Genomic DNA, 19,822 nt, shown 5'->3' on the forward strand with positions numbered 1-19,822 from the left:
AAAATGCCGGTCGCGAGCCGGCATTTTTAATTTAATCTTCACTTACCAAACTGATCCCGTCATCGGAGATTTTGATCAGGCCTTGCTTATAAAGCCCGCCAATCGCTTTCTTGAAGACTTTCTTGCTGATTTGTAATTTCTTATAAATGTCCTCCGGCGAGCTGCTATCCGACAAGTTCAGGAAACCATTCGCCTTTTTTAATTCATCCAGAATAAACTGCGCCGTTGGTTCAACAACTTCATAACCCGTCTTTTGCAAGCTCAGATCCAGCTTATTTTCTTCCCTGATTTTTTTGACATAACCCTTTAATGAATCGCCAATGTTGATTTCACGGAAAACTTCATTGGAATAAATCAATCCCTTATGATACTGATTTACAATGGCATTGTAACCCAGATCTGATTTGGAAAAAATCAATAAATCCACCTGATCGCCTTCGGCAACGGTCAGCCTTTCATTTTCCAGGAACCGGTCGATTTTCGTAGAAGCGATCAATCGGGAAGACTTTTGATCGAGATAAAGGAAAACGACGTGCCATTCTCCCACCTGCATAGGCGTGCTTTGTTCGCGGAAAGGCACGAAAAGATCTTTAATCAGGCCCCATTCCATGAACGCGCCATGCTCGGTAACGTCGGTAACTTCCAGAAATGCAAACTGATTACGAATGATTTTGGGCGTTTCCGTTGTCGCAACCGGCCTGTCTTCGGAATCCAGGTAAACGAACACCTTAATAGTGTCGCCGATCTGCATTTCATCCGTCAGATATTGATTTGGCAAAAGCACTTCTTCGCCTTCGACATCACTCAGGAACATGCCGACGCTGGTGAGGCGCTCAATCGTGAGATTATTGTATTTTCCTATAAAAAGCATTCGCTATGGTACAAAAGTTTGCGCAAATGTAATGCTTTCAGCCGTAGAATCAGTCTTCTTCACCTTCTCCACCCTTGTTATCCATTCTTTCCTTTTCCTTCGAGCGGTTCAGGCGGTAGGCAAATGTTACCAGGAACTGCCTTGCGCGCCATTGAAATTCAGAGCGCGAGTAGTAACCGGCGTTTTCAACAATGCTGCGTCTTTTCTGGGAATTAAGCAAATCGCGCACGCTCGCTGTAACGGTTGCTTTGCCTTTCAAGATGTCTTTTGAAAACCCCAGATCTATAAAATAAATCGCCAGGTCACGTCCCTGAGTGGTTCTCCGGGGAGCGCGGTAATTGAATGATGACTGGAAATCAACAGATTTGAAAAGTGTTAAGCGTGAAGAAAACCGACTTGTCCAGGAATATGTATCACTTTTTAAAACCTTATCATTGTAAAAACCTTCATTGATTGCACGGAAAATGTTGGCATTACCAGTCAGTTTCCACCACGGGGCGGGATCGTAAGTCAGGTTAAATTCGAAACCGTAAGAATCGCCGGTGGAAAGGTTTACAGGCGTAACTGTGGTAAAACCTGTTGAGTCTACGGAGGTAATATTCTCCACAACGCCAAGCCTGTGGCGATAATAAATGCTCGAAAGCAATGATCCTTTCGGCATATTTAATAAATGTCCGGCTTCGAAAGAGTGTGTGAACTCGGGGTTAAGCAACGGGTTACCAGCTCTGAAGACCCTGGAATCGCTGAAATTTGAGAAGGGCAGGAGATCCCGGAAATTGGGACGACTCAGGCGGTAACTGTAACTCAGCTGCACGGTTTGGGCATCTTGCAATTTGTAAGACATGTGCACACTTGGGAATAAATTGAAATATCCACGGTGGTTACGCTCATCGGTCTTTTTAAGTTCGGTGGTAATATCCGAATATTCGCCCCTTAACCCAGCTTGCAGGAATACTTTTCCAAACTGATTGCTGGCCATCACATAACCAGCATGAATTTTTTCGTCGTAGGCAAACCGGTTGTCGTATTGATCCAGAATAATCCAGTCCATCCGCTCATCCTGCTGATGCACGGAAAAGTCATTGTCAAGCAACCTGATCGATGTTTTAAGCCCCGCTTCTATTTTACCATCTTTCCCAATAGGTTGAATGTAATCGAGTTGCGCAAGGAAAGTTCTTTCATCTTCGGTGTTGAAAGCACGCTGCATAATCCCTGCCGGATCCAGATTCGAAAACTCGTGATAGCGGGAAGATTCCGTTTCGTCGCTGATAATGTATTTGGAATTGAATGTCAGGCTTTGGCCTTTTTTGTCAAACTTCTTTTCATAGTTCAATGCTGCTTCAATGTTGGTTCTTGGCTCTGTTTCCCGCTCGGTTCTGGTGACAGTTTGTGTCAGCACATTGTTGAAATCATAATCCATGTAATCCAACTGCGACCTGTTGTTATTCATGGACTTACGGTATGAAACCGTGGCAGTGATCGTATTAAAATTGTTCAGAAAATAATCCAGACCAACCATGAAGTTGTTCGATGTTCCTGATCGTGTTCTTGCTGTTTTTTGCTCGTACACAAAACTCGTATCTGCGCTGTTGTATTCCTGCCTTGAATTGCCCCGTCCAGGCCCTTCACGATACATGAGACCATAATTTGCGATCAAATTCACCTTTTTTCTACGGTAATTCAGATTGAATGATCCGCCAAAATTGGCTGGATAACCGCCTGTTGCGGTGAAGGAACCATTTAAACCGTAGCGTATATTTTTCTTCATTACAATGTTCAGAATCCCTACTTCACCTTCCGCATCGTAGCGGGAAGAAGGGTTCGTAATGATCTCAATGCTTTCGATCAGGTCGCCGGGAATTTGCCGCAATGCTTCCGCCGGGTTCAACCCGATCATCCCGGATTGCTTACCGTCGATCAGGATCCGCACGTTCTGGCTTCCTCTTAATGCCACATTTCCTTCCACATCCACCGTCACAGAAGGCATATTATTCAAGATATCCGACGCATTACTGCCGATGTTGCTCAGGTCTTTTCCAACATTGAAAACGCGCTTGTCGAGCTGCAATTCCATCTGGCTTTTTTCACCACGAACCAGCACTTCTTCCAAAACTTTTGAATTGGATTTAAGTGAAATTATTCCGAGATCGAGGTTCTGGCTGGCAACATTTACATTGGGGACAATCTTCTCATCCAAAGTGAGATACGTGATTTTGAGAAAATAATTTCCCGGTGCAGCAGGGAATTCAAAAAAGCCTTTGTCATCAGAAGCAATGCCCCCGGAGAGCGTCGAATCCTTGGCTGAATAAAGCGCAACATTCGCAAACAAAACCGGATTCTTGTCCCCATCCTCCAATTTGCCTTTAATTGAGAAAGTCTCCGCCGGCTCTTCTTGTGCAAAGCTTTGCAGGTTAACCAAAAGCAATAGGAAAAAGGGGAGCCGGAAATTTCTCATGACGTTAAGTTGAAGGAAGTAAGTTTGTTAGATGAGTGAAAACGTGAAAGGTTTAATCTCTTTTTAATCTTGATAAATGAAATGGAGAAAAACCTATGCCAACAACGCTCCTTACAGCTCAAAAAGAAAGGGCTGACTATTTGATAGCCAGCCCTTTACTAAAAGTGATTTATATTCTATTCCAATGTGTTACTAAGCCTTTTCAGCTCAATCTCCGCTGCCTTGGCCGCATAATTAAGATTGATCATCCGATATCCTGCATCTTCAAAACTCCGCTGCGCCTCACGCACGTCGATGATCGTGGCTTGGATTAATTCAAAACGCTGCAATGTCAGATCGAGCAGATGTTTGCTGAGGTTATAGTTCAGTTTTTGAGTTTCAAGCTGTTGAAGTGAGCTCAGGTAAGTCTGATACATTTTCACTGCGCCCGCATTGTAGTCGCGTACAATGGAACTGCGTTGCAGCTTTGCGCTTTCCGTATTGATTTCGGCCACCTGCTGCTGCCTCTTAAATGCCGAACCGTTATAAATGGGAACAACCAGCGAAAGGCCGGCATTAGGACCAACGGCCCTGTTTAGCAATGTAAAACCCGCCGCATTTTGGTTTCTGGAATAGTTATAGGCTGTGTTAAAACGCACAGTAGGATATCTTAATGCTGCCGTTTCCCGCACAATCAATTCATTAATGCGAATCTGGTGGTCCGCCGCTTTAACGTCCGCATTCACCGCGATCCGATCAATGACCGTTTCCAGCTTCATGTTATTGTCGACCGTAATGGTGTCTTTAATGGTTACGGCAACCTTGGGATCGAGGGTGAGGATGCGCAGCAATTCTGTTTTGGCAACCTGGGCGACCATTTGCTGGTCCAGAAAAGTTTGGTTCAATGTATTTAAATCAATTTCTGCCTGAAAAAGGTCTGCATTGTTCGCCATACCTGCTTCCTTACGCACTTTCAGTATTTCCAGCCTTTTTTCGGATGCTTGAATCGAGGTTCTTACAGTATTTAAATAGCTTAGTTGCCGAACGACATCATAATAACTCGTCATAACGAGCGCAATGGTGTTCTGGATCTGAGAGTTAAGCAATTCTGCACTTTGATTTTGAAGTTCAGCGAGGCGCTTTTTTGTCGAAACAACCCTTTTTCCATTGTAAAGCAGAATCCCAACATTCAAACTTGCCTGGGTGTTGTTACCCGCTGCCGCATTCCGGCTGATTTCAGTTCCGTCCGTCAGTTTCTGGTTGATCTGCGTAATCTGCTCCGTATTTGAAGCCTGGGCTGTTACCAGCGGCAAGCCTCCCGCTACACCATAATTATTAAGCAGCGTGTTGGCTTCGACGTTATTTTTAGCAATTTCTATTTCATAATTGTTTTTCAGCGCCGTCGCTATCGCATTCTCCAAGGTGATCGTGAGGCTGTCTGCCTGCATCGAGAATGCGCTGCTACTGACCAGCAAGAGCATTAATAAAAGGTTTTTCTTACATTTCAAAATCAGGAGCGGGTTCATGCAAAGACAATAGTTGATTTATAAAAATTTCAGGAAAAATGGCTGTTAATGTTGAACCGTGAGCTCTTCGGCCATTTTCTGTTCCTCGGTCATTTTATGGTTTTTCGGTGAAATGAACGTGTAAACTGCTGGAATAACGAATAATGTCAGGATCAGCGAGAACATTAAACCACCCACAATCACCACGCCCAGCGGAACCCGGCTCGTAGCAGCAGCTCCCAGGCTCATTGCAATCGGTAGCGCACCGAAAGCCGTAGCAAGGCTCGTCATGAGGATAGGCCGTAAGCGCTGCGTGGCCGATTCCACTGCCGCCGCCATTCGTCCCATGCCCTGTTCCCGTTTCTGATTAGCGAACTCTACGATCAAAATTCCGTTCTTGGTAACCAGCCCAATGAGCATGATCATCCCGATCTGGGAGAAAATATTGATGGTTAACCCAAAAAGATAAAGGCTTAACAATGCTCCCGCCAATGCGAGCGGCACCGTGATCATGATAATAAATGGATCGGTGAAGCTCTCGAATTGTCCTGCAAGAACCAGATATACAAGGAGTAAGGCCAGCCCGAATGCAAAGCTTGTGTTGGAAGAACTTTCTTCAAAGTCACGCGAAGAGCCGGTTAGGGAAGTCTGGAATGATTCGTCCAGCAGTTTCGCGGCGATCCTGCGCATGGCGGCTACACCATCGCCGATGGTTTTTCCTTCTACCAATGAGGCCGAAACGGTTGCACTTTTGTAACGGTTATAGTGATAGATCGTCGGAGGGCCGCTTTCTTCCTTCATTTGTACAACTGCTGTCAAAGGAATATTTTCACCGCGATTGTTCCGGACATACAACTTGGAAATATCCGCAGGCTTGTTCCGCTCAGAACGCTCCACTTGTCCGATTACCTGATATTGCTGGCCATTCATGATGAAGTAAGCAAGCCGTCTTCCACTGAATGCAGATTGGATCGCACCAGCCACATCTGTCGTCGACAAGCCAAGATCTCTGGCTTTCAAGCGGTCAATTGTAAGCCTAATCTCCGGTTTATTGAATTTCAGGTTAACGTCAACATTCTGGAATGTCGGGTCTTGCCGTGCTTCTTCCAGGAATTTTGGTAAAACATCAAAAATCTTATTGAAATCAAGGTTTTGAAGCACAAACTGAACGGGTAAGCCACCTCTTGAACCCTGGCCTACCGCAATGGTTTGTTCTTGTGTTGCAAAAATTCTTGCATCATTAAAACGGGCCAGCTTCTTGTTAATCTCCTGTGCAAGATCATTCTGGCTTTTCTTGCGATCACCTGCCGGCACCAGACCAATCCGCGCCGTGCCGCTGTTGACGCCGCCGCCGCCAAAACCGGGCGTTGCAGAGAATGTAAATGCTTTTTCGGGAATAGAGTCGTTCAGGAAGTTGGAAAGCTGGTCAGAAACCTGCTGCATTTGGTCGAAACTAGTTCCTTCCGGTGCGGACAGGTTAAAGCGGATGCTGTTCCGGTCTTCCATCGGTGCAAGCTCGCTTTGCAGATTGGTGTAGGTAAAATAAATGAGGACACCACAAGCTGCAACAAGCACCCAGGCAATCCAGCGCGCTTTCATAAAACCGCGTAATGACCGGTTATATCCATCTTCCATCCCTGTGAAAAATGGTTCTGTCTTATTATAGAACCAGCCGTGCCCAGCTCCTTTGCGATTCAAGAACACATTCAGAACCGGAGTGATCGTAAGCGAAACGAATGCAGAGATCAAAACCGCAGAGGCAACTACAATACCAAATTCCCGGAACAAACTCCCGACGAAACCTTCGAGGAAAATTACCGGGAGAAACACAACGGCAAGGGTAAGCGATGTCGAAATAACGGCAAAAAAGATCTCACGGCTTCCTTCCAATGCAGCCTGCCTTATCGGAAGGCCGCTTTCGAGCTTTCGGAAAATGTTTTCCGTGACTACAATCCCATCATCCACCACAAGTCCGGTGGCCAGTACAATGCCGAGCAGGGTTAATATATTGATGGAAAACCCAAACAGATACATGATAAAGAAGGTCGCGACCAGCGAGATCGGAATGTCGATCAGCGGGCGGATGGCTACGACGAAGCTCCTGAAAAAGAACAGGATAACGATTACCACCAGCGAAAACGCGATTAGCAAGGTTTCCTCAACTTCCAGGATAGATTGGCGAACCAGTCTCGTATTATCCAGCAGGATATTGAATGTAATGTCCGATTTATTTGACTTCTGGATTTCGGCAAGTCTTTTATTAAACTCATCCGAAATCTCCACATAATTGGCACCCGGCTGTGGAATTACGGCAAGCCCTACGGCGTACATGCCATTGTATTTCCAGCTTTGTTCCTCATTCTCAGGGCCCAATTCCACTTTGGCGACATTCGCAAGGCGCACAATGCCGGCGGTGTCATTCCTGATAACCAAGTCACTAAATTCTTTTTCGCTCGTAAGCCGGCCCATCGTCCTGATCGTCAGCTCGGTGTTGGCACCATAGATCTTTCCGGCGGGCAACTCGACGTTCTCTGAGCTTAATGTTGTTGAAATATCATTGAAAGAAATGCCATAGGCGCTCATTTTATCAGGATCCAGCCAAATGCGCATGGCATAACGCTTTTGCCCGAAAATATTAATGGCACTTACACCGTCAATCGTTTGAAGGCTTTGCTGCAATACATTTTCTGCGTATTCACTCAATTCCAATAGACCTTTGGAAGGACTTTGAACGGCAAGCAGCAGGATAAAATCACTGTTCGCATCAGCTTTGCTCACCACCGGCGGGGCATCCACATCCTGAGGCAGGTTACGCTGAGCCTGGCTTACTTTATCACGAACATCATTAGCAGCGCCTTCAAGATCCGATTCCAGGTTGAATTCAACAGTAATGTTACTGGAACCAATCTGGCTGGATGAGCTGATACTTTTAATGCCGGGAATACCATTGATACTTTTTTCAAGTGGCTCAGTGATCTGGCTTTCAATGATGTCGGCGTTTGCGCCAGTGTAACTCGTACGGACGTTTACAACCGGCGGGTCAATGGCAGGATAGTCGCGGAGTGAGAGAAAGTTATAACCTACAACACCAAAAAGGATGATGAGCAGGTTCATGACTACGGCCAGAACGGGCCGTTTTAATGATAATTCAGAAATGTTCATAGGTCAGGTTCAAGGAAATAGTTGTTCTACCGCCGTAATTACTTCACAACATTCAAGCTTTTTACGCTTCTCACTTTCACTGGAGCATCAGGACGGGCAAATAACACGCCCGAAACAACTACGGTATCCCCAACGCTCAGGCCACTCGTCACTTCCACCACTTCTTCACGTCTGTCACCAGTCTGAATGTCCACAAAAACCGCTTTGCCGCCTTTCACGGTAACCGCCTTTTTGCCCATTGCTTCCGGGATAATGCAGTTTGTAGGGATCAGGATACTGGCCTTATTCGTACTCGCATTCAAATATACTTTGGCAAAAGAACCCGGGCTGGTTGAGCCGGAATTCAGCACAGCACGCACGGTAATGTTCCTAGTGGACTGGTTAACCTGCGGTTCCAGTGCGATAATTCTTGCACTTTCCCTTTTTCCTGAATTCTGGTCCAGGAGCACTTCCACATTTGCGCCTTTCCGGACATATTTTTGATACGTTTCCGGGATCGTGAAGTCTATTCTCAAATTAGCCAGCTGCTGCATTGTAGCCATAATGTTCGTTGGCGTCACGAAAGAACCTTCACTTACTTTTCTTAAACCTATTACCCCTGTAAATGGCGCACGAACAATGGTTTTGTCGATCAAAGCCTGCGTGTAAGCCATATCGGCTTTAAATGTATTAACCTGATTGACAGCCAGGTCATAATCTGCCTGGTTGATGCCGTTCACGGCTACAAGCTGTTTCAACCGTTTCTCAGTCGTCTCCGCCAGTTCAAGCTGCACCTTAGTGCGGTTCAGTTGTGCTTGCAGATCGGCGTTGTTGATCCTTGCTATAACTGTGCCTTTGGAAACCGTCTGGCCCTCAGGAACATTCAGATATGTGAGCAGCCCGCTTACCTCTGGTCTGAGTTCGGCAAATTCATTAGCAACAATTGTTCCGTTGACTTCAACCTTATCGCTTACTTTATCAGACTTGACAATGATGACGTCGACAATTGTTGGTCCACCGCCACCTTTCGCCTGAAAAGTGTCTTTTTTTTCCTTGCATGAAAATGTGAAGAGGAGCGTACCCGAGATGATGACAAATGAGAGGGTTTTATTCAGATTTGGTATTTTCTGAAAAACAGACTTGGTGTTTGAATTCATAAAAAATATTAATTCCAGAGCTTTTGGTTTAGGGGTCGTTTGTTGAGAATAATATCGAAATTCGGGTCTTTCCCAAAATTATATATTAATCTAAAACCTATTGGACTTTTTTCTACTATAAAAGTTTAAAAGCAGAAAATATATTTTTAGAATTCCTGGGCAATTACTTTCAGAAGCGTATCACATTTCATCTCCGTTTCTTCCCATTCGCGCTCAGGAATGGAATCTTCGGTGATTCCGGCACCTGCAAAAAATGTAGCTTTCCCTTCTTTAAACCTGACCGTCCGAAGGTTTACAAAAAGATTAGTATCTCCGCCGACTTGTGCAGGGCCGATAAAGCCGCTGTAAAAAGAGCGGTCGTAACCTTCGATTTCAGTAAGGAATTTCAGGCTCGGAAGTTTTGGTACGCCGCACACTGCTGAGGTAGGATGTAGCAGTTTAAGCATGACAGAGGCGAGTTCGGGGAAATTCAGCGCCGCTGTATCTACTTCAAAATCAGTTCTTAAATGGTACAAATTGCCAGCCAGCACCGTTTTAGGGCCGGTTTCTGTATATTCCCGCAAACGGATTTTCTTGAAACATTCAACAATATAGCGGCTTACCAACGCATGTTCCTCAATCTCCTTTTCACCCCAACGGATGTCAAACTTCGGGATAAGCTCACCCGTTTCATTACGCGCATTCTGTGTCCCGGCCAGCGACATGGTTCTGAAAATGCCATTGGAATCCTGGCGCACCAATGCTTCCGGACTCGCGCCGAGCCATAACTCATTGTGATCGGGCAGGTTAACGAGTGAAACAAATGCATGCGGATATACTTTCGCCAGCTTGCAGAATGCTTTGGCAGGCTGAAAGTTCTCAGAATAGGCTAAGTCTTTTGTTCTGGATAAAACTACTTTTTTGAACTGCCCCTGCCGAATGGCATTCACGGCGAGTTCAACAGTCCTTTTAAAACGGTCACTAGCACTCAGATCCGATAATTCCTTAATAGGGATGGCATTGTGATAAGCTTGCGGGTTCGCGTCCTTTGCAATTTCGGCGGCCAGGCTTACCAGTTTTATAACATCGGGATGTTCCTCGCTGATATTGTTTTCAATGTCCTCTAAATTGTTGTCTTCGGAAAAAGTCAGGATAATGTCGCCTTCCAGAAACAGCACTTCCTCGTTCGTTTCCCAGTGAAAATTGCTCACAACGAAGCCCGGCGAGAGTTTTTCAAGCTCCGGCTGGGTTTTTCGTATTCCTTCCCGGACCGAGATCAGCAGCTGGATTTCGTTCCTGTGCGGCAATCGCCATAATGCCGACGGAAATCCTAATTGTCTGGATGCTGTCCAAAGTTCCTCAACCTGTAATCCCTCAAATACGGAAAATCGTGTGTCGGTTTGTACTGAAAGCATTTAGTGTTTAATCTAATCGTTAGGTTATTTTCCTGCAAAATAATGTCAGCGGTCGGCATTCACAATAGCAACTGTCAAGCGACTGATGCATACCAGCTTACTTTCTTCATTGGTTATTTTAATGTCCCAAATGTGCGTCGTTCTGCCCAGATGGATCGGCCTCACAGTCCCATACACAAATCCTGTCTTTGCAGACCTGATGTGGTTTGCATTGATTTCCAAACCCACCGCATGTTGTTTCTCTGGATCCGGCAAACATAGAAATGATGCAATGCTCCCAAGTGTCTCTGCCAAAACAACAGATGCGCCGCCATGTAAAATTCCAAATGGCTGGTGTGTACGCTTGTCCACTGGCATTCTTGCAGTTATATAATCATTCCCGATCTCCGTAAACTCAATTCCGAGATGATCAGAGATTGTGTTCTGACTGAAAGAATGAAGTGCATCAAGCGTAATGGATCTGGTGAACATATCTAAAAAATGTATAAATTTGTATTTGCTATAAAGGCTAATAACAAGGTATTTGCAAAATTAATATTTAAATTATCCTATTATCTTGAAAAGAAAGTCTATCTACCTCATTCGTCACGGCGAAACGGATTTTAACCGCAGGGGAGTGGTTCAGGGAAGTGGTGTTGATTCCTTGCTGAATGAATGGGGCGAAGCCCAGGCTGCCGCCTTTTTTAATGCTTACCAACATGTTCCTTTTGACAAAATTTACACCTCTGATTTAAAACGAACACATCAAACCGTTCGTGGGTTCATCAGGCTTGGTATCCCTCACGAAAGTTATGCGGGGCTTAATGAAATCTCCTGGGGAAACCGCGAAGGCCGCGAACCAAATACAGGCGATAACAACTATTACCGCGAATTGGTGACCGCCTGGAAAAACGGTCAGGTTGACCTTGCAGCAGAGGAAGGCGAAAGCCCTTTGCACGTGCGCGAGCGCCAGATCCCGGTGATAGAGACCATTCTTTCCCGTCCGCACGAAAGAAATATCCTGATTGCCATGCACGGCCGCGCCATGCGGGTGCTGCTTACCACGCTTTTCAATCAGCCCCTTATTAATATGGATGATTACGAGCATAGTAACCTGTGTTTATATAAAATCAACTATTCTTACGACACAGGGAAGTTTGAGCTCGAAGTGGCCAACAACATTACCCACCTGTTGTCTCTCGAAATTCCTCAAACTTTGTAAAAACCGTTTGTGTACATTCGTTTCCTTTGGTGTATTTATGAACTGAGCAGCAGTTCACACGGATACATTTGCCAAAGTTCAAACCGCACAACAGAAAAAACTTTATGTCCAAAAAACGTACTTATTGGACGTTACAAATTCTCGGCTGGACTTTACTGATCATGTTCGAGTATGTACCTTATGCGCTCGAATTCGGTTTTGAGGCTGGTGTGTTTTACACGGCATTGGCGAACATTCTTCTTGGCATTTGTCTCACACATGTTTACAGGCTTGTAATCCAGAAGTGGAACTGGTCCTCATTGCCGCTTCCCAGGCTTGCGTTACGCGTGATCGGTTCAGTGTTATTGTTGGGGTTGATCATGACGCTGGTCAACCAGCCAATGGACCGGAAAGTGCTTGAACAGAATTTGCTTAATCAGCCGCTCGTTTTCTGGGGTTACTACGCCAATTGGTGCAAAAACCTACTTGCCTGGATCCTGTCCTACACAGTTTATCATTATATAGAACAAACCAGGCTAGCGGGTTATGAGAAGATCATGCTTAAAATGTCTATGCGCGAGGCAGAAGCCAAGGTTTTACGTTCGCAGCTGAACCCTCACTTTACATTCAACGCATTGAACAGCATTCGGGCGCTCGTGTATGAAGATCCCAAAAAAGCGCAGCTCAGTATTACCCAGTTATCCAACATTTTACGGAATTCTTTGCTGGCTGATCGGCGCAAAACAGTTGACTTACAAGAAGAGTTGAGAACTGTTGAGGATTATCTGGAACTCGAAAAAGTGCGTTATGAAGATCGTTTGCGTTATTCCATAGCCACAGATCCGCAAGCCATTTACTGGCAAGTCCCGCCTATGATGCTGCAAACTTTGGTTGAAAACGGCATTAAGCATGGCGTTTCAAAGGAAATGGGTGGTGGATTTATCGATGTAAAATCGGAAATTGCAAACGAACTGCTGATCATAACCATTCTGAATTCCGGAAATTTGGGTAACACGGATTCAGGAGGCGTTGGTTTAAAAAATACGGCCGAGCGGTTGTCTATTTTATATGGTAAGGGCGCAACCTTCCGCATTTTTCAGGAGAAACAAGACGTGGTTTGCTCCGAAGTAAGGATTCCAATGTTGTCGGAAGGCGTGATGATGGTGGGTGAGGAGACAGGAAAACGCAACTGACAGCTTACATCAATTATAAACTTCATTTAATTCCTAACTGACCTGTTATGAGGACTCTTATTGTCGACGACGAACGCCTTGCAAGAAACGAATTGAAAAGATTACTGGAACCTTATACCAAGATTGACATTGTAGGGGAAGCCGCCAATGCAGAAGAAGCTTTGGTAATGATCGAAGAATTACAGCCAGAATTGCTTTTTCTAGACATTCAAATGCCGGGTAAAAATGGTTTTGAGCTGCTTTCGTCCATCGAGGGAAAAACCCCGGAAGTGATTTTTACAACTGCTTATGACGAATACGCGATCAAAGCATTTGAATTCAATGCGTTAGATTATTTATTAAAACCAATTGATTCAGAGCGTTTAAAGGATACGATCCATCGCATTGAAGAAAATCAGGCGCAGCCGGAAACACCTGCCCAAGCGCACGAGCGCGCAGAAAAAGTGCTTGGCGAAAATGATCAGGTTTTTGTAAAGGACGGCGAGAAATGCTGGTTTGTCAAATTAGGCAAGATCCGTCTTTTTGAATCCATGGGAAATTACGTTCGTCTGCATTTTGATGATCAAAAACCATTGGTCCTGAAATCACTGAACAATCTTGAAGAGCGCCTGGAACCCAACACTTACTTCCGCGCCAATCGCAAGCACATTATAAATTTACATTGGATCGAAAAAATTGAGCCCTGGTTTAGCGGCGGATTGCTTGTTACGCTGCAAGGAGGTGACAAAATCGAGATTTCGCGTCGTCAGGCTATCCGTTTCAAGGAGCTGATGAGTTTGTAGTTCAATGTTCATTTATCAACAATATATGCGTTTATCAAAAATCTGTCTTTTTCTGCTTTCAATGTCATTGTTCGCGGCTTGTAAAAATTCCGGCGATAAGGAACGGGCGGAAAGCGGAACGGTGAAGTTGTCGGGCAGCAAAAGTAAAACTGACTTCGGAGGCTGTGATACTATCGGAAACAAAGGAGTGTCCATTAAAATCAATCTTTGGGAGCCGACCGATTCGTCACAACTTTCAAAAGAGATCCGTGCCGTTTTGACACAGAAATCCTTGTTGCGAATCAATTCTTACGGCGATTCTGCCAGCATTGCTGCGCATCCGGAAGCCAGCAGGAGTATCAAAAGTGCTTTTGAAGTTTTTGAGAAAAATTACAACGACTTCAAAAAGGACTATCCGGATGCACCGGGCTGCTGGGAAGTAGAGTTAAAAGGCGATACGGTTTATTCTACTCCAAAAGTATTGTTCTACCAGCTTGATCATTACGCATTCACGGGCGGCGCGCATCCCAACACATTCCGTTCCTATCATGCGTTCAGCACCGAAACAGGAAAAGAAATCGAGATGAAGGACTTTATTTCCGATTCCACGAAGCTGCTAAGTCTGGTTGACAAAGCATTCAGAAAAACAGAAAAGCTAAGCGCAGAAACCGACCTGGAAGAGGCCGGTTATTTCCTGCTTAATCACAAGTTTGTGCTGCCTGTGGCCTATGTCTTCACGCCTGCTGGTATTTTGTTTTATTATAATCCTTACGAAATCGCTGCCTATGCACGCGGGGCCATTCATTTTACAATTCCTTATGCAGAGCTGAGTGGTGTGATTGACCGGGATAAGGTTTTCTGATCACATTGCGCCTTCATCCATGAAGCTGTAATAACCATTATCGGTAAAGATCATATGATCCAAAACAGGCATGTCGAGCAATTGGCCTGCCTCTTTTATTTGCGTCGTGAGCGCGCAATCCGCCGTGCTCGGCACAAGCTGCCCGGACGGGTGATTATGGACCAAGATAACCGAGCTCGCCAAGTTATCAACAGCCAGTTTGAAAATCACTTTCACATCAACCGACGTGCTCGAAACGCCACCCACACTGATCTGAACACACCGCATAACCTGATTCGCCCTATTCAACAGAATTATCCAGAATTCCTCATTGGGCTTATCCAGCAAATACTGCTTCATTTCCTCATAAACGCTTTTCGAGCTCGTAATTTTCCGTTTTTGCTTTCCGATGAGGTCATTTCGCCGACGGCCGAGTTCTAATGCCGCCAACACCGTGATCGCCTTTGCTTCGCCTATTCCGGGATGTTTTTTCAAATCGTTGACAGAGACCTTCGCGAGTTCGTTGATGTTGTCGCCGCAGGTTTGCATAATGATCTTGGCCAGGTCCACAGCGGACATGCTGGGCGTTCCCGATCCGATGAGAATGGCGATTAGCTCCGCATCGGACAATGCGGTCCGGCCTTTGCGTGTGAATTTTTCGCGCGGGCGGTCTTCCTCAGACCAGCTTAAAATTTTCAGAGGGTTTTTGTATCCGTTTTTTGACATAAAGGAAATAATGGCTTTTCCTTTTAGACGCGGTTCCATGAAAATGGTCACAAAAAATTTATTGCCCCAATGTTGTGAGCGCGGCGCGGGCTTTGTTGTCAATGCTGTTTTTGTATTCGTGCTTTTTAAATGACATTGCTTTTTTGAAGTAAGCAACGGCGCTCGGCTTGTCGTTTTTATCTAGTGAAATGTAGCCCAGTTGCAACGCAGAGGCCGCTCCGAAGCCCGCAGCCTCTTGTTTCGCAATGGTCAACGCGCGGTTGTAATAAGGAATCGAAGATGCTGGCTGACCTGATTTTTGAAGAATCCTTCCTTTTCTATAATTGAACTCCGCTTTCTCTTCGGTTGATACGAATGATTTTTCGGTAACCGTTTCCATGAGCGCTGCCGCAGTTTTCAGATAGCCTCCATCCGTTGCATAACGTGCTTTGTACAGGACTTTTTGTCGCGCACTTATTTTTCCGGAAAGAAATTCTGCGGCAACCCGTTCCGCAAGCTGATCCGCTTCAATGATTGCACTGCCGGTTGTTTTGATTTTTTGAATGAAGATGTTCGCTTCCTGATCTTTGTCATTAAGCCAATGGCACATAAATAGTTTAAGATTACTGTCTTTGATATAATTGAAGCCATTATATTTTTTCAAAAACAGTGCATAATGTTCGGCAGCTTGCTCATAACTGCCTTTTTGTAAATTAATTTCTCCTTTTAAATATTCTAAAAACGGAAAAGAAATGTAGGAATCTCCGGATGGCGCCTCGGCAAGATAATGTGCTGCTTCGTCGCTTCGTCCTTCCTTCATCAACACTGTCGTAGCAAAGAAGTGGATGAGCAGGTTGTCCGGCTGCTGCTTGGGCCATTGCCTCAGGCGTGATTGCTGGGTAGGGGAGAGTTGTAGTGTGTAGGCGTGCAGTAATAAGTCAATCAATTCTGCTTCCTGCCTGAAAAAAGGCACTTCCTTCTCTACAATGCGCAGCTCTTCAATGCCATTTTGAATGTTGCCTTTCAAACCAAGTATCTTTGTAACCCAGCCATAATTTTCAGGAATAGAACCGATCAGGACATGCAGAAGCCCAAGGGATTTTAATGTTGGTAAGAAGTCCGGAAAGCGTTTTTTGTTTTCTTCCATCAGCTTATAAGCCTTAATGATTTCCCACGACCCGCTGACTTCATTTCCGAATTTCAGTTTAGCAAATGCCCAGTGCATTCTGATCTCAGCTTGCAGGAATCTTTTGTATGGAGAATTATCCGGTAAATTTCCAATGGCCTCGAGACGTGGGTTTTCCAGTTGCGATAGTTCCTTATAAGCCTTTTTATCTTCGGAAATCAGCAAATAATGCAGATCAGCATAGTTATCCAGATAGGGGATAAACGCATTGGTTTTTTCAGTGCTCCGCTCCGCATCGATCAATGCCCTTGCAGATGGTAACTTTAATTTTTGAATGTCAAAATAAGCCTTTTGGAGCTTTGGCGTAAAGATGACGTCATAGTGGAGATCATCGGCGTCCACGGAAAAAGTAATCGCAAGCAGCAGAGCCAGGATGGCTTGTCTCGCAAATGCAAGTGCAGGGATATGCCTGTTACTTTTCCAAATCATCTTTTAAGCACATAAAAAAAGGTTGTCCGGGTAAGACAACCTCTTAATTTTTTATATGAAATGTTATCTGCGCTGATGAACAGGCTCAACACTTTCAACGTCTGCAAGGATACGTCCGCAATGTTCGCAAACGATCAGTTTTTTGCGCTCACGGATGTCAGCCTGACGTTGTGGAGGAACAATGCTGAAACATCCGCCGCAAGCACCGCGTGACACGTGCACGACAGCCAGACCATTCATTGAGTTATCACGGATTTTCTGATACGATTTCAATAAGCGGTCTTCGATTTTCTTGACATGCTTATCTCTCTCTGCAATCAGTCCTTTTTCCTCAGCTTCACTTTCGCTTGTAATGACGTTCAATTCGCCTTTTTTCGCTTTCAGATCTTCGTTTCTTTCATTCAGAACGGATTCCGCACGGTTAGCGTCATCTTCGATCAGGCGGATACGGGCTTTGGCTTCATTGATCTTCTTATCAGCCAATTGCATATCAAGCTCCTGCAATTCAATTTCTTTGGTGATCGCATCATACTCACGGTTGTTGCGAACATTCATTTGCTGATCCTTGTACTTTTTGATCAGTTTTTCGCCTTCTTTCTGAGCATTTTTGAAATTGTCGATCTCAGTGTTCAGGTTGGCAATTTCGCTTCTAAACTTGCCTAAACGTGTTTCAAAGCCGATAATTTCATCTTCCAGATCCCGGACTTCCTCAGGAAGATCACCACGCGTTTTTAGTATTTCGTCAAGGCTTGAATCAATTTCCTGCAATTTCAGGAGAGCATCTAATTTTTGTGCGATTGTGTTTTCCATGTATGTCTTTAATGGACTTGTTTCAATGCGTAATAAGTGAAGGTAGTCAGCCGTATATTTTACAACAGTAAATCAGATAATAAGTTGACGAAATTACTTTCTTAAACAAAATATCGTACCGGATTGGTATTGACTTCTGACAAACAGAGTGCAAAATTAGGAAATTTTCCCGATAAATAGTTATACAGTAAATTTTTCGTAAACACTTCGCTTTCATAATGACCGATATCGCAAATCACAATGCTGTTTTCGGCGTCGAAAAATTCATGATACTTGTAATCGGCAGTTACAAAAACGTCAGCGCCCGATCCAATGGCATTTGGCAGCAAAAAACTCCCGGCGCCGCCACAAACGGCGATTCGCCGAACCTTGTCTCTGACCGGTTTTGTATGCTTAATGACTTGCAAGTGCATTTTGTCTTTAAGTAACCGCAGAAAATCATCCGTTTCTATTGGTTCCGGCAACTCACCAACAGCGCCAGCCCCCACGTCCTGATTTTCATTTTCCAGCGATTGGAGATAATAGGCCACCTCCTCGTAAGGATGCACCTTTTTCAAGGTGTTAACAACCGCTGATTCCAGATATGAAGGGAAAATAAGCTCAGCGCGATGCTCGTTGACCTCTTCCTGTTTTCCATTTTCACCAATGACCGGATTAGCCGCACTATTCGGCAAAAACGTCCCTGTTCCTTCCGTACGGAAGCTGCAATTGGAATAATTGCCAATGTTCCCGGCGCCAGCTTCGTGAAGGGCGTTCAGGATCGATTGCGTATTTTCGACGGGTGAGAAAAATGTAAGTTTAGAAAGGATCTGCTTCTTTGGTGCAAGAACGCGAATGTTTTCCAGTCCCAACAGATTGGCAATCTGCCAGTTGACGCCATTGGTTACATGATCGAGGTTGGTATGTGTGGCATAGATAGCGATATCATTTTTTATGGCTTTCAAAACGGTGCGTTCCACATAATTTTTGCCGTTTAGTTTTTTGAGCCCTTTGAAAACAATCGGATGGTGCGCAACTATAAGATTACAATTCCGCTCAATGGCCTCCGCGATCACTTCCTCCGTCACATCTAATGTCAATAGCACGCCTGTTGCTTCAATTTGCCCGGATCCTACGATAAGTCCGGCATTGTCGTAGCTTTCCTGGTATGCCGGCGGAGCGAGTTGCTCGAGAACCTGGATAACTTCTTTTATTAATGTCATTTTTATATTAGCTACAACTGTTTCACTTTCAGATTCTTCATTATTTCGGCACTATTAATTTGCAAATAAAATAACTAAATTGGTGTCCCAAGTATTGCAACGGAAAATAATAGTACTAGTTTTGCACCACGTTTTACAGAAAAGTGCTGTGAAATTGTAATCTGGTTTGGTAGTTCAGTTGGTTAGAATACATGCCTGTCACGCATGGGGTCGCGGGTTCGAGTCCCGTCCAGACCGCCAGTTACAAGTTAAGTTTGAAGTTCTTTTTTTTGGTTTGGTAGTTCAGTTGGTTAGAATACATGCCTGTCACGCATGGGGTCGCGGGTTCGAGTCCCGTCCAGACCGCAGAAAGCTCAGAGAAATCTGGGCTTTTTTCGTTTTTAGGTAGTTCAGTTGGTTAGAATACATGCCCGGGCCGCGCAGGCTGTCACGCATGGGGCGCGGGTTCGAGTCCCGCCGGAAGGCCGGCCCCGCCAGACCGCAGAAAGCTCAGAGAAATCTGGGCTTTTTTCGTTTTCAGGGGTTTAGGCCTTCCATTTACAAGTTTTTTTGGTCAGATTTAAGTTAGAGTTTCTTAAACGCCTCGACATGCCCACTGCAAAACCTAAAACCATCGACGAATACATTGCTAAATTCCCTGCGGATGTTCAGCATGCATTGGAGCAGATCAGAATAGCAATCAGGGCAGCTGCGCCGATGGCGGAGGAAACTATTTCTTATGATATGCCTACATTTAATGTCAATGGCTCATATCTGATTTATTTCGCGGCCTGGAAGAAACACATTGCATTGTATCCGGTTTCTGCAGCAATAGCAGATTCCTTGAAGGATGAGCTCTCCAGTTATAAAGGCACAAAAGGATCCGTTCACTTACCGTTGGACAAGCCGATGCCCCTGGATCTGATTGCAAAAATTGTTGCATGGCGACTTGGCGAACAAAGCCAGTCTTAATAAATTCTAACCTTGCTTTTTAGCTTGTGCGATGATCAGTATAACATTGCTGCCCCTTTCTT

General features: G+C 44.9%; 16 protein-coding genes and 2 tRNA genes. 7 read left to right on the plus strand and 11 right to left on the minus strand.

Annotated elements, in window-relative coordinates; genetic code table 11:
- Nucleotides 1–31: 31 nt before the first annotated feature.
- The 7 genes from L0659_RS10270 to L0659_RS10300 form a co-directional block, all read right to left on the minus strand.
- The gene (locus tag L0659_RS10270; protein ID WP_235125865.1) at nucleotides 32–871 is read right to left on the minus strand and encodes a S1 RNA-binding domain-containing protein; all 840 of its coding nucleotides are present in this window, start codon (nucleotides 869–871) and stop codon (nucleotides 32–34) included.
- A 49-nt stretch (nucleotides 872–920) separates the two neighbouring features.
- On the minus strand, nucleotides 921–3,326 hold the full coding sequence (locus L0659_RS10275; RefSeq protein WP_235125866.1) for a TonB-dependent receptor domain-containing protein: 2,406 nt from the start codon (nucleotides 3,324–3,326) through the stop codon (nucleotides 921–923).
- Between the two features lie 176 nt (nucleotides 3,327–3,502).
- The gene (locus L0659_RS10280; RefSeq protein WP_235125867.1) at nucleotides 3,503–4,786 is read right to left on the minus strand and encodes a TolC family protein; all 1,284 of its coding nucleotides are present in this window, start codon (nucleotides 4,784–4,786) and stop codon (nucleotides 3,503–3,505) included.
- A gap of 90 nt (nucleotides 4,787–4,876) precedes the next feature.
- Nucleotides 4,877–7,972, minus strand: a complete 3,096-nt coding sequence (locus tag L0659_RS10285) for an efflux RND transporter permease subunit (protein WP_235125868.1) — start codon at nucleotides 7,970–7,972, stop codon at nucleotides 4,877–4,879.
- Between the two features lie 38 nt (nucleotides 7,973–8,010).
- The gene (locus L0659_RS10290) at nucleotides 8,011–9,108 is read right to left on the minus strand and encodes an efflux RND transporter periplasmic adaptor subunit (protein WP_235125870.1); all 1,098 of its coding nucleotides are present in this window, start codon (nucleotides 9,106–9,108) and stop codon (nucleotides 8,011–8,013) included.
- Between the two features lie 146 nt (nucleotides 9,109–9,254).
- Nucleotides 9,255–10,502, minus strand: coding sequence for a chorismate-binding protein (locus tag L0659_RS10295; protein ID WP_235125872.1), 1,248 nt, complete (start codon nucleotides 10,500–10,502; stop codon nucleotides 9,255–9,257).
- Between the two features lie 45 nt (nucleotides 10,503–10,547).
- Complete coding sequence (locus L0659_RS10300) at nucleotides 10,548–10,973, minus strand: hotdog fold thioesterase (RefSeq protein WP_235125873.1); 426 nt, start codon at nucleotides 10,971–10,973, stop codon at nucleotides 10,548–10,550.
- Between the two features lie 85 nt (nucleotides 10,974–11,058).
- Between L0659_RS10300 and L0659_RS10305 the strand changes: the two genes are divergently transcribed.
- The 4 genes from L0659_RS10305 (at nucleotide 11,059) to L0659_RS10320 (ending at nucleotide 14,498) form a co-directional block, all read left to right on the plus strand.
- Nucleotides 11,059–11,703, plus strand: a complete 645-nt coding sequence (locus L0659_RS10305; RefSeq protein ID WP_235125874.1) for a histidine phosphatase family protein — start codon at nucleotides 11,059–11,061, stop codon at nucleotides 11,701–11,703.
- Nucleotides 11,704–11,807: 104 nt separating this feature from the next.
- Nucleotides 11,808–12,875: a sensor histidine kinase gene (locus L0659_RS10310; protein WP_235125875.1), complete on the plus strand. Its 1,068-nt coding sequence runs from the start codon at nucleotides 11,808–11,810 to the stop codon at nucleotides 12,873–12,875.
- 47 nt (nucleotides 12,876–12,922) lie between these two features.
- A complete protein-coding gene (locus L0659_RS10315) occupies nucleotides 12,923–13,657 on the plus strand; it encodes a LytTR family DNA-binding domain-containing protein (RefSeq protein ID WP_235125876.1) in 735 nt (244 codons plus the stop codon).
- A 25-nt stretch (nucleotides 13,658–13,682) separates the two neighbouring features.
- Entirely contained in the window at nucleotides 13,683–14,498 is an 816-nt protein-coding gene (locus tag L0659_RS10320) for a DUF3298 and DUF4163 domain-containing protein (protein ID WP_235125877.1), read from the plus strand.
- Here L0659_RS10320 and radC read toward each other — a convergent pair whose 3' ends face one another.
- The 4 genes from radC to L0659_RS10340 form a co-directional block, all read right to left on the minus strand.
- Nucleotides 14,499–15,203: a RadC family protein gene (gene radC, locus L0659_RS10325; protein WP_235125878.1), complete on the minus strand. Its 705-nt coding sequence runs from the start codon at nucleotides 15,201–15,203 to the stop codon at nucleotides 14,499–14,501.
- Nucleotides 15,204–15,261: 58 nt separating this feature from the next.
- The gene (locus tag L0659_RS10330) at nucleotides 15,262–16,797 is read right to left on the minus strand and encodes a tetratricopeptide repeat protein (RefSeq protein ID WP_235125879.1); all 1,536 of its coding nucleotides are present in this window, start codon (nucleotides 16,795–16,797) and stop codon (nucleotides 15,262–15,264) included.
- A gap of 63 nt (nucleotides 16,798–16,860) precedes the next feature.
- Nucleotides 16,861–17,607 (minus strand): zinc ribbon domain-containing protein, encoded by a 747-nt coding sequence (locus L0659_RS10335; protein ID WP_235125881.1) that lies wholly within the window; start codon nucleotides 17,605–17,607, stop codon nucleotides 16,861–16,863.
- 101 nt (nucleotides 17,608–17,708) lie between these two features.
- On the minus strand, nucleotides 17,709–18,809 hold the full coding sequence (locus L0659_RS10340; RefSeq protein WP_235125883.1) for a Nif3-like dinuclear metal center hexameric protein: 1,101 nt from the start codon (nucleotides 18,807–18,809) through the stop codon (nucleotides 17,709–17,711).
- A 163-nt stretch (nucleotides 18,810–18,972) separates the two neighbouring features.
- Between L0659_RS10340 and L0659_RS10345 the strand changes: the two genes are divergently transcribed.
- From L0659_RS10345 to L0659_RS10355, 3 genes are all read left to right on the plus strand, one after another.
- Nucleotides 18,973–19,049: transfer RNA gene (locus tag L0659_RS10345), tRNA-Asp, on the plus strand.
- A 31-nt stretch (nucleotides 19,050–19,080) separates the two neighbouring features.
- Nucleotides 19,081–19,154 (plus strand) — tRNA-Asp (locus tag L0659_RS10350).
- A gap of 243 nt (nucleotides 19,155–19,397) precedes the next feature.
- Nucleotides 19,398–19,760 carry an iron chaperone gene (locus tag L0659_RS10355; protein ID WP_235125884.1) on the plus strand — a complete coding sequence of 121 codons (363 nt, stop codon included), beginning with the start codon at nucleotides 19,398–19,400 and terminating at the stop codon, nucleotides 19,758–19,760.
- Nucleotides 19,761–19,822 lie beyond the last annotated feature (62 nt).

This window comes from Dyadobacter sp. CY347 (genome assembly GCF_021502655.1).
GTDB lineage: Bacteria > Bacteroidota > Bacteroidia > Cytophagales > Spirosomataceae > Dyadobacter.

Coding starts and splice junctions, on each gene's coding strand:
- L0659_RS10270 (WP_235125865.1), bottom strand. CDS start 871: ATGCTTTTTATAGGAAAATACAATAATCTCACGATTGAGCGCCTCACC.
- L0659_RS10275 (WP_235125866.1), bottom strand. CDS start 3,326: ATGAGAAATTTCCGGCTCCCCTTTTTCCTATTGCTTTTGGTTAACCTG.
- L0659_RS10280 (WP_235125867.1), bottom strand. CDS start 4,786: ATGCTCTTGCTGGTCAGTAGCAGCGCATTCTCGATGCAGGCAGACAGC.
- L0659_RS10285 (WP_235125868.1), bottom strand. CDS start 7,972: ATGAACATTTCTGAATTATCATTAAAACGGCCCGTTCTGGCCGTAGTC.
- L0659_RS10290 (WP_235125870.1), bottom strand. CDS start 9,108: ATGAATTCAAACACCAAGTCTGTTTTTCAGAAAATACCAAATCTGAAT.
- L0659_RS10295 (WP_235125872.1), bottom strand. CDS start 10,502: ATGCTTTCAGTACAAACCGACACACGATTTTCCGTATTTGAGGGATTA.
- L0659_RS10300 (WP_235125873.1), bottom strand. CDS start 10,973: ATGTTCACCAGATCCATTACGCTTGATGCACTTCATTCTTTCAGTCAG.
- L0659_RS10310 (WP_235125875.1), top strand. CDS start 11,808: ATGTCCAAAAAACGTACTTATTGGACGTTACAAATTCTCGGCTGGACT.
- L0659_RS10315 (WP_235125876.1), top strand. CDS start 12,923: ATGAGGACTCTTATTGTCGACGACGAACGCCTTGCAAGAAACGAATTG.
- L0659_RS10320 (WP_235125877.1), top strand. CDS start 13,683: ATGCGTTTATCAAAAATCTGTCTTTTTCTGCTTTCAATGTCATTGTTC.
- radC (WP_235125878.1), bottom strand. CDS start 15,203: ATGTCAAAAAACGGATACAAAAACCCTCTGAAAATTTTAAGCTGGTCT.
- L0659_RS10330 (WP_235125879.1), bottom strand. CDS start 16,797: ATGATTTGGAAAAGTAACAGGCATATCCCTGCACTTGCATTTGCGAGA.
- L0659_RS10335 (WP_235125881.1), bottom strand. CDS start 17,607: ATGGAAAACACAATCGCACAAAAATTAGATGCTCTCCTGAAATTGCAG.
- L0659_RS10340 (WP_235125883.1), bottom strand. CDS start 18,809: ATGACATTAATAAAAGAAGTTATCCAGGTTCTCGAGCAACTCGCTCCG.
- L0659_RS10355 (WP_235125884.1), top strand. CDS start 19,398: ATGCCCACTGCAAAACCTAAAACCATCGACGAATACATTGCTAAATTC.